Origin of the sequence: Methylobacter svalbardensis (genome assembly GCF_037671525.1) — a bacterium.
In the GTDB taxonomy this organism is placed as follows: domain Bacteria; phylum Pseudomonadota; class Gammaproteobacteria; order Methylococcales; family Methylomonadaceae; genus Methylobacter_A; species Methylobacter_A svalbardensis.
The window spans coordinates 23,274-32,473 of the sequence record NZ_JAWPOH010000045.1 but is presented as its reverse complement, the minus strand read 5'-3'; the positions used below and the strand labels follow the sequence as shown (position 1 = coordinate 32,473).

Here is a 9,200-nt window from a genome sequence, read left to right as displayed (position 1 = left end):
GAGTTCAAATACTCACTCACCAACTGTTGGTGACGCTTTGCCAAGCGAGGATCGAGGTCTAATAACTTTTTTTATATTCATGGCGTATGTTACTACTTTTGTGCTTTAAGTTGTGTAGATAGCTATGCCCTGAGGGAGAAGGAGCACACACTCTTAAATCAACGGCATTGCTCTGCATAAGCCCCCTACAGAAAAATTATGGAAACCCTTAATATCCAGCAATTACAAACCGACCTGAGTCATAAAAACCCGCGCATCATACTGAAAAAAGCATTGGAGTTGTTTGATAATATTGCCATCGCTTTCAGCGGTGCAGAAGATGTGGCGCTGATCGATATGGCTGTCAAACTCAGGAAAGACATCCAGGTTTTTTCTTTAGATACCGGACGCTTGCATCCCGAAACCTATCGATTTATAGAGAAAGTCAGAAAATATTACCAGATAGACATTGAATTATTATCACCGGACAAAGACTTGCTCGATGATCTGGTAAAAAAGAAAGGCCTGTTTAGCTTTTATGTGGACGGCCATCATGAATGCTGCGGCATCCGTAAAGTTGAATCATTAAAACGCAAACTGCCTCATTTGGATGCATGGATAACCGGCCAACGCAAAGATCAAAGCCCGGATACCCGACAGTCTATTCCTGAAGTGCAAATAGACAGCGAATTTTCCACTGCCGGACATCCATTGATTAAATTCAATCCGCTAGTCAATTGGAGCCTGACGCAAGTCTGGGATTATATTGAAGCCTATCAGGTTCCTTATAACGAATTACATGAAAAAGGCTTTACCAGCATAGGCTGCGAACCCTGCACCCGCGCTATTTTGCCTCATGAACATGAAAGAGCCGGACGCTGGTGGTGGGAAGCGGGAGCTCAAAAAGAATGCGGCCTGCATGCCGGAAATGTAAAAGATAGCAGTATTTTCTGACACTGATTTGTAAAACTCCGGACTTGATCTGACAATTGCCAAAATTAGTCTCAACTGCATCAGGCATTGACTGTCTCAGTTCGACCCACAAGAGACATTCGGCAGTACTGCGTCATTTCGACTTGGCTTATTTTTATTATTCTGCTGTTTTCCGTAATTTTTGTCGAGTTTGTTCCGACAGTGCGGTCAAGCCTGCGCAGAGGTTTGGGGTGTCTAGTGCTTTGAGTAAGGCTGTGTGCCTGCTGTGTCAAACAGCGTAGAAAATTTGCCGGTTTTTACCAGAAAAGAGCGTTCAACTTGACCAGAAACCATTACTAGGTAATTGTTTTTAAATTGTATCCTGTCTTAATTGTCTGGAAAATCCGACACTGACAGTATAAAAATTGGAAGCTTTTTTACAATTGGAGCACGCGCTGGAGCCGCAGCGGTCGCGCACCTTCGGCACCTGAGACCTCCAGGTTACCAATGCCAGTTTGAATATTGCGTTCGGCGGGTAGCTGGGTGTATAAACGTTTAACCATCATCATGTTTCAGACCGGCATGCGGGGCCAGAAAGGCTTCCAGTTCCGCCTCCACGGTGCGGGCGATGAGATCCCGCGGGTTCCACTGTCGCAGCAGATAGCGCAGTGGATCATCGGTGGCCTTTGTCTAGTCTCTGGTTGTGAAACAAACTTCAGGGTACTTTAATTATATGGTTTATATTGTGATTTGGTTTGTTGACTGTGATTTTTGGCGGAATCAGGTAATAGGTGTCCCAATTTTTATTGCCAACCGCATACACGAGAAATCACTGTAATTCACTAGATTGGTCGGTAATGCAGGGGCTCTTTAGTGCGTTGCCTTTGTCCGGAATGATCAAACAGGAGTGATCATGAGCAAGATGTGGCATAAGAACCGTCCTCAACGAAAGATGCATTCGATCGCCGCAGCGATGATGGTGCTGTTCATAGCCTGTGTCGTTGCGCTTCCTGTTGGTGCCGCCGAAACTCCACTGAAAAGCGCTTCCCTGATGCCGATGTGGAGTCCACAGGCCCAGTTTGCCGGATATTATGTGGCTCTCGACAAGGGAATCTATGCACGGCATGGGATTGAGCTCAAAATCCTCAGGGCTGGGCCTGGATCTTCTCCCGCTGAAGCGCTGGAGAAAGGCTCTGCCGACTTTGCCATTCTTTGGCTGACTACCGCCCTGCAGTATCGCTCTGCAGGTACCGAACTCGTTAACCTGGCCCAAATCATCCAGCGCTCGTCGATGATGCTGATTTCGAAAAAGACCGCCGGCATCGAGACCATCGATGACATGGATGGCAAAAAAGTGGGGATGTGGGAAGGTTACGTGTCATTACCGCTTCGTACGCTGTTCGCCGAGCATCGCATCAAGGTCCGTGAAATTCGTCAGTCCCATACCGTCAATCTCTTTCTGCGCGGCGGCATCGATGTGACATCCGCGATGTGGTTCAACGAGTACCACACGATTCTCAATCCGCTCCGGCCTCGATCCTGATGAGTTGAATGTCATTTTCCTGAGAGATCAGGGCATGAATTTTCTGGAGGACGGGATCTATACGATGGAAAAGACTCTCCGCAAAGATCCGGCACTGGCGGAAGCCTTTGTCGACGCATCGTTGGAGGGCTGGCGCTACGCCTTCGATCATCCCGACGAGGCGCTGGATATCGTGATCAAACACATGCGCGAGGCCCATTTACCTGCCAACAGGAGTCACCAGAAATGGATGCTGGAACGGATGCGGGACCTGATGATGCCTGTCAATCCGCTGGGAAGAGTCGGCCAGCTTATGAAGCGGGATTACGAGGACGTAGGCCGTGCAATGCAAAAACACGGCCTGATCCGCAGCTATCCCGATTACAACGCCTTTGTCTGGAGGGCCGATGCCGGGAAAAAATAGCATTGTCACCAGACTCGTTCTGGTCATAACGCTCTCTAGCGCAGTCATCTTTGCCGTGACGCTCGGCTATAACTATTACCGGTCCCGCGTCATTCTGCAAAACGAGCTGGAAAGCAATGCGCGCAACCTCGCCATGTCATTGGTCAATCGGGTAGAGACACAGCTGACGGCGGTTACCAAAGTGACGGAAGGCTTAGCCCGTTCATTGGAGACGGGCAGTTACACGGATCGGCAGCAGCATTCCCTGCTCAAAAGGATCATCGAAAACAATCCGGAAATTTATGGTTCGTTCGTCGCCTTTGAGCCCTATGCCTTCAGCGTCAAACAGCATCTATATGCACCCTATTATTACCGGGAGAAAGGAAAGATCGCCTTTGGCCGCCTTGACGAATCATACATCGACTACCCGTATCCGTACTGGGATTGGTACCAGATTCCGCGCGAGCTGGGCAAGCTCGAATGGAGCGAGCCTTACTTCGATGAAGGCGCCGGCAATATTCTGATGTCGACCTGTTCGATGCCCTTTTACAAGGAAATCGATGGCAAGAAACAACTCCAGGGGATTGTCGGAGCAGACGTTTCCCTCGACGCCCTGACGGAGTACATCTCCTCGGTCAAGATACTCAGGACCGGCTATGCAGCCCTGCTTACCCGCAACGGGACGGTACTCGCTCACCCGTTGAAGGACGCCATCATGAACGAAACGTTCTTCAGCATTGCGGAAGAACGTCAGGACCCCTTCCTGAGGGAGCTCGGCAAAAAAATGGTCAGGGGCGAGACCAGCTTCGTCCACTACAAGAGTCTGGTAGGCTTCACGAGCTGGATGTATTACACGCCGATCCCTTCGACAGGCTGGACCCTTGCCGTCTTGTTCCCCGAGGCGGAGCTTCTGGAGAATGTCAGAAAGTTGAGCATGACCATGGCGGCGATGGGTTTTGGCGGGATATTGCTGCTGACGCTGGCGGTCATCTCCATTGCCAGGGCCATCATCAAGCCGCTGCAATTGCTGGCTGCAGCAACCGATGAGGTCGCTGCCGGAAACTTTGACGTGGTGCTGCCGGCAGTACGCTCCAACGATGAGGTCGGTGTTCTGACGCATGACTTCCAGGCCATGCAGGCGTCGCTGAAGGAGTACATCAGGAACCTGACCGAGACCACCGCCGCGAAGGAGCGGATCCAAAGCGAGCTCAAGGTCGCGACCAATATTCAGGCGAGCCTGCTGCCGCGCATCTTTCCTCCCTTTCCCGATCATCCCGAATTTGAGATCTACGCATCCATGGTGCCTGCCAAAGAGGTCGGGGGCGACTTCTACGACTTCTTTTTCATTGACGAGAAGAATCTGTGTTTCCTGATTGCGGACGTTTCCGACAAGGGGGTTCCTGCCGCGCTGTACATGATGGTGGCCAAAACCCTGCTGAAGACCGAAGGCCAGCGTCTTGGCGAACCCGACCAGATGCTTTCCTCCGTCAACAGGATTCTCGCAACGGACAACGAAAGCTGCATGTTCACGACGGTGTTCTGCGCCATCCTTGATATCACGACCGGGGACGTGCGTTTTGCCAATGCCGGACACAATCCCCCGCTGATTATCGACTCGCAGGGTGTACGCTATCTCACCCCGAAATCGGGGCTGATGCTGGGCGCCATGACCGAAACTGTCTTTACGACCGAGCGACTCAAGCTGGAGCAGGAAGGCGCGCTGTTTCTCTATACCGATGGCGTGACCGAGGCAAAGAACCCGGAGGATGCGCTGTATGGTGAGGCGCGTTTGCTGAAGGCGTTGCAAACCGCCCCCCAAGGGGATCTTACAAACTTGATCCATTACATCAGCTCTGAGGTGGCGCATTATGCCGGCGGCGCACCCCAATCGGACGACATCACCATGCTGGCGATAAAAATGAAGTCGAATAATGCAGGGAAGGGTGCATGAAAAAAACGACACTGTTAGCGCTGATTGTTTTGGCGGTTATCGCTTTGATGGCCGGTTGCAAGAAAAGCGAAATCGTCATCGTCGGTCTTGATGAGGCAAAAAATGCCAGAATCGGTGTGATGACCGGCTCAACCGGGGAGGCACTCACTATCAAAAGGTTCCCGAAGGCGCAGGTCAAAAGTTTCGACGATATCATGGATGCGGTCGCCGCGATGAAATCCGGACAAATCGATGCTATCGTGACCGCGTTCCCGGCGGCGCTTCAGGTCTCGAAGAAGAATCCGGAATTGGGGCTGCTGTCCGAGCCGCTCGATTACGAGGACACCGCGATTGTGGTCAAGAAAGGCAACGGCGAGCTACTGGCGACATTGAACCGGATCATCGCTGAGCTAAAAAGCGACGGCACGCTGGAATCGATGAAGAAGCGCTGGTTCAAGCCGGATCTGACCCCGTATGAAGAAATGGACATCAAGCTTCCCACGGAAGGAAAGCCGCTAAAAATCGGGGTCAGCGCCACGCGGTAGCCGTTCAGTTTCGTGGACAAAGAGGGGAGGGTGACCGGACATGACGGTGAGCTTGCGCGCATTATCGGCGCCAAACTCCAGAGGCCGGTCGAATTTTTCAACATGAAATTCATGGCGCTGATCCCGGCGTTGCAATCGGGCAAGGTTGACCTGATCATAACCGGGATGACCGCAACCGAGGAACGCAAAAAATTTGTCGATTTTACCGAGCCCTATTACGCCAACGCGCAGGTAATGCTGGTCAGAAAAAGCGCTGCGGCAGCGCCAGCCAGTATCGATAATAACGAGATTGCGAAACGGGAGGATATCGACGGTAAAAGAATCGCCGTGTTGGGCGGTTCCGCCGGAGACTTGGCGGCCCGAAAGCACTTTCCAAACGCATCTTTTCAGGTGTTTGTTGCATCAGCCGATGCCGCCCTTGCGGTAAAGACCCGCAAAGCGGATGCCTTTGTCTATGACAAGAGCGTGCTGCTCAATTTGGCCGAGAGAAATCAGGAGCTGGTCATTCTGGATCAACCGGTGGACAAACTTGAAGTGGCCGCCGCCATCAGGAAAGACAATTCCGCATTGCTTGCCGAGATCAACAGGGCGTTAGCCGAACTGAAAAAGGAAGGCGTCTTGCAGCAGCTCAGAGCCAAATGGATCGATGCAAAATATACGGTCACGCCGCAGGTAGCGCCAATCAACGGCAGCCACAGCAAGGAGGTGCTGAGGATGGGGACTTGCGCGACCATCGAGCCCTTTTCATTCCAGGCGAATGGAAAACTGACCGGTCTGGATATCGAGCTGAGTCGGTTGCTTGGTCAGCGTCTCGGCAAAAAAATCGAGATCATCGATATGAACTTTGAGGGCCTGATTCCTGCACTGCAGTCAGGCAAAATCGATTTTGCGCTGTCCAATTTTAATGTCACCGAAGAGCGCAAGAAACTGATCAATTTCTCGCTGCCGTATGTTGAAAATGACATTTCAGCGCTGGTCAGACGGCCTTCCGCCGTCAAGCAAGGCCCGCAGCTTGCATCCTTTGCAGACCTGAAAGACAAGCGCATCGGCGTGCTGGTCGGCTCCGCGCATGACACGTATGCGACGAAAAACTACCCTGATGCGACTATCCTCCAATACAAGTCTCCCGCCGATGTGGCCCTGGCTGTCAAGACCGGCAAGGTAGATGCCGCGCTGTTCGATGCCGAGCCCTTGCGCGAAATCATGCGCCAGGACGACAGCTTCGGGCTATTGGGAGATCCCCTGTTCACCTTTAACGTAGGAGTCGGTTTCAAAAAAGACAACCAAGCCCTCCGGGATCAATTCAACCGATTTTTAGCGCAGATCAAGCAAAACGGCGTCCACGGGGACATGGTCCGTCGCTGGATGGAACAACGCGACGCGCGCATGCCGGTCATCGAAAACGCCAAAGCGAACGGCGTGATTGTCGCTGGGGTCAGCGATGTCGGACTGCCTTTTACGGCGGTCAAGGATAACCGGCTGGTCGGCTTCGATATCGAGCTTTGCGAAAGATTCGCGGCCTATCTCGGCAAATCGGTCAAGTTTGCGAACATGGATTTCGGCAGCCTGATTGCCGCCGTATCTACCGGCAAAGTCGATCTAATTTCCAGCTCCATCTACGTGACGGAAGAGAGGGAAAAACAGATCAATTTCTCCGATCCGTATTACGAGATGGGTACCAGAGTGTTCGCCTTGAAGAAAAATATCCTGGCCGCGAGCGGCGCCGGATCGGCTGAAGGCAAGCAGAAAAAACTGACATCGATTGCCGATCTCAAGGACAAACGCATCGGCGTGCTGCAAGGTTCCGTTCACGATACCTATGCGATGCAACATTACCCCAACGCGACCATCCTCCAATATAAATCCCTGCCTGACCTGGTGCTGGCCGTGAAGTCGGGAAAAGTCGACGCCGCGATCTATACCCGGGAAACGCTGCTCGAATTCCTTCGCGGCGAAAACGAGTTGGGGCTATTGGGGGATTCCTTGCTGTCCTATCCGATCGGGATGGGTTTCAACAAGGACAACGACCTGTTGCGCGAACGGTTCAATGCTTTTTTCAAGCAGATCAAGTCGAATGGCGACTTCGAAGACATGACGACTCGCTGGCTCAAAAACGGCAGTACCGTGATGCCGGAGATTGCCAACGCAGGCGCCAATGGCGCCCTCGTCGTGGGTATCGTCAGCGACAAGGGGCTGCCGTTTGCCATTGTCAAAGACGGCAAGCTGATCGGCTTTGATATCGAGCTTGCGGAGCGCTTCGGGGCCTATCTCGGCAAAAAAGTCGAATACGCCGACATGGAGTTCGGCAACCTGATTGCTGCGGTTTCGAGTCGCAAGATCGACATGATTGACAGCACCTTGATGATTACCGAGGAAAGGAAAAACAAAGTCGATTTTTCCGAGCCCTATTATGTATTGGGCGCGAACGTATTCGCGCTTAAAAAGAATATTGCGGCCTTCGAGACGAAGGGGGATTCTGCAAATGACTCGTTACCGTTTCTGACAAAGGTAGCCAACAGTTTTTACAGCAACATCATCCAGGAAAATCGTTACTTCCTGATCTGGGACGGATTGAAGACGACTGTGATTATTTCGATATTCGCGACGTTGTTCGGAACGCTGCTAGGTGCGCTGGTCTGCTTCATGCGAATGTCGAAGAGGACTGTTCTCAATCTGCCTGCCAGGGTTTATATCAATATCATCCGCGGCATGCCGGTTCTGGTGCTGTTGATGCTCATTTTCTATGTCGTCTTCGCTTCGGTGGACATCAACCCGGTGCTGGTGGCGATTATTGCCTTCGGGATGAATTTCGGCGCCTACGTGTCCGAAATCTTCAGATCCGGCATTGAGGGGATAGGCAAAGGCCAGATCGAGGCCGGCATCGCGATGGGCTTCACCAGGGTCAAGACCTTCGTGTACATTGTTCTGCCGCAGACCGTGCGACGTATTTTGCCGGTCTACAAGGGGGAATTCATCTCCTTGGTCAAGATGACTTCCATCGTCGGTTACATCGCCGTCCAGGATCTGACCAAGGCCAGCGACATCATTCGCAGCCGTACCTTCGATGCGTTCTTTCCGCTGATCATGATCGCAATTTTGTACTTTGTGATCGCGTGGATTCTGATGCTGGGTCTGGAATATCTTGAACGGATTACCGACCCCAAATACAAACGGCGAAAGGCGGTCAAGGCATGATCAAGATCGAGCATCTGTCAAAAAAATTCGGCGACCTGGTCGTACTGAAAGACATCACCACTGAAATAAAAACCGGTGAGGTCGTTACCATCATCGGCCCTTCCGGTACCGGCAAGAGCACCTTGCTACGCTGCCTGAACCTGCTCGAAGTTCCGAGCGGCGGATCAATTTATATCAATGGCGTGGACATTCTGGATAAGAACACCGATGTCGCCCAAATACGCCAGAAGATGAACATGGTGTTCCAATCGTTCAATCTTTTTTCGCATCTGTCGGTGCTGGAAAACCTGACCCTCGGCCCGATCAAGCTGCAAGGGATCAGCGAGCAGGAGGCTCAGGCGAAAGCGCTCGAACTGCTGCGCTTGGTGGGTCTGGCCGAGAAAGCCGGCAATTACCCGGACGAGCTGTCCGGCGGCCAGCAGCAGCGTGTGGCGATTGCCCGCTGCCTGGCCATGGAGCCGGAAATCATTCTCTTTGACGAGCCGACTTCAGCGCTGGATCCAACCATGATAAGGGAAGTGCTCTCGGTCATCCGCCGCCTCGCCAAGGAGGGCATGACCATGGCGATAGTCACCCATGAAATGGATTTTGCCCGGGACGTATCAAACAGGGTGTTGTACATGGACGAAGGAATTATCTACGAAGAAGGCCCACCGGAGCAGATTTTTGAGAACCCGTAAAAGGAAAAGACCCGGGCTTTTATCAACAGGGTTC

Annotated in this window: 7 protein-coding genes; all 7 read left to right on the top strand. The window is 52.2% G+C overall.

What is annotated here, in order from left to right:
* Positions 1-198 precede the first annotated feature (198 nt).
* On the top strand, positions 199-933 hold the full coding sequence (locus RW114_RS15110; protein WP_340123591.1) for a phosphoadenylyl-sulfate reductase: 735 nt from the start codon (positions 199-201) through the stop codon (positions 931-933).
* An 871-nt stretch (positions 934-1,804) separates the two neighbouring features.
* Positions 1,805-2,434 (top strand): ABC transporter substrate-binding protein, encoded by a 630-nt coding sequence (locus RW114_RS15105; RefSeq protein WP_340123590.1) that lies wholly within the window; start codon positions 1,805-1,807, stop codon positions 2,432-2,434.
* Between the two features lie 34 nt (positions 2,435-2,468).
* The gene (locus RW114_RS15100) at positions 2,469-2,837 is read left to right on the top strand and encodes an ABC transporter substrate-binding protein (RefSeq protein ID WP_340123589.1); all 369 of its coding nucleotides are present in this window, start codon (positions 2,469-2,471) and stop codon (positions 2,835-2,837) included.
* Positions 2,821-4,767 carry a SpoIIE family protein phosphatase gene (locus RW114_RS15095; protein ID WP_340123588.1) on the top strand — a complete coding sequence of 649 codons (1,947 nt, stop codon included), beginning with the start codon at positions 2,821-2,823 and terminating at the stop codon, positions 4,765-4,767. Before RW114_RS15100 ends, RW114_RS15095 begins: the two co-directional genes overlap by 17 nt.
* On the top strand, positions 4,764-5,291 hold the full coding sequence (locus RW114_RS15090) for a substrate-binding periplasmic protein (RefSeq protein ID WP_340123587.1): 528 nt from the start codon (positions 4,764-4,766) through the stop codon (positions 5,289-5,291). The genes RW114_RS15095 and RW114_RS15090 overlap by 4 nt, the downstream gene beginning before the upstream one ends.
* Before the next feature lie 30 nt (positions 5,292-5,321).
* A complete protein-coding gene (locus tag RW114_RS15085; RefSeq protein ID WP_340123586.1) occupies positions 5,322-8,486 on the top strand; it encodes an ABC transporter permease subunit in 3,165 nt (1,054 codons plus the stop codon).
* The gene (locus RW114_RS15080) at positions 8,483-9,166 is read left to right on the top strand and encodes an amino acid ABC transporter ATP-binding protein (protein ID WP_340123585.1); all 684 of its coding nucleotides are present in this window, start codon (positions 8,483-8,485) and stop codon (positions 9,164-9,166) included. Before RW114_RS15085 ends, RW114_RS15080 begins: the two co-directional genes overlap by 4 nt.
* Positions 9,167-9,200 lie beyond the last annotated feature (34 nt).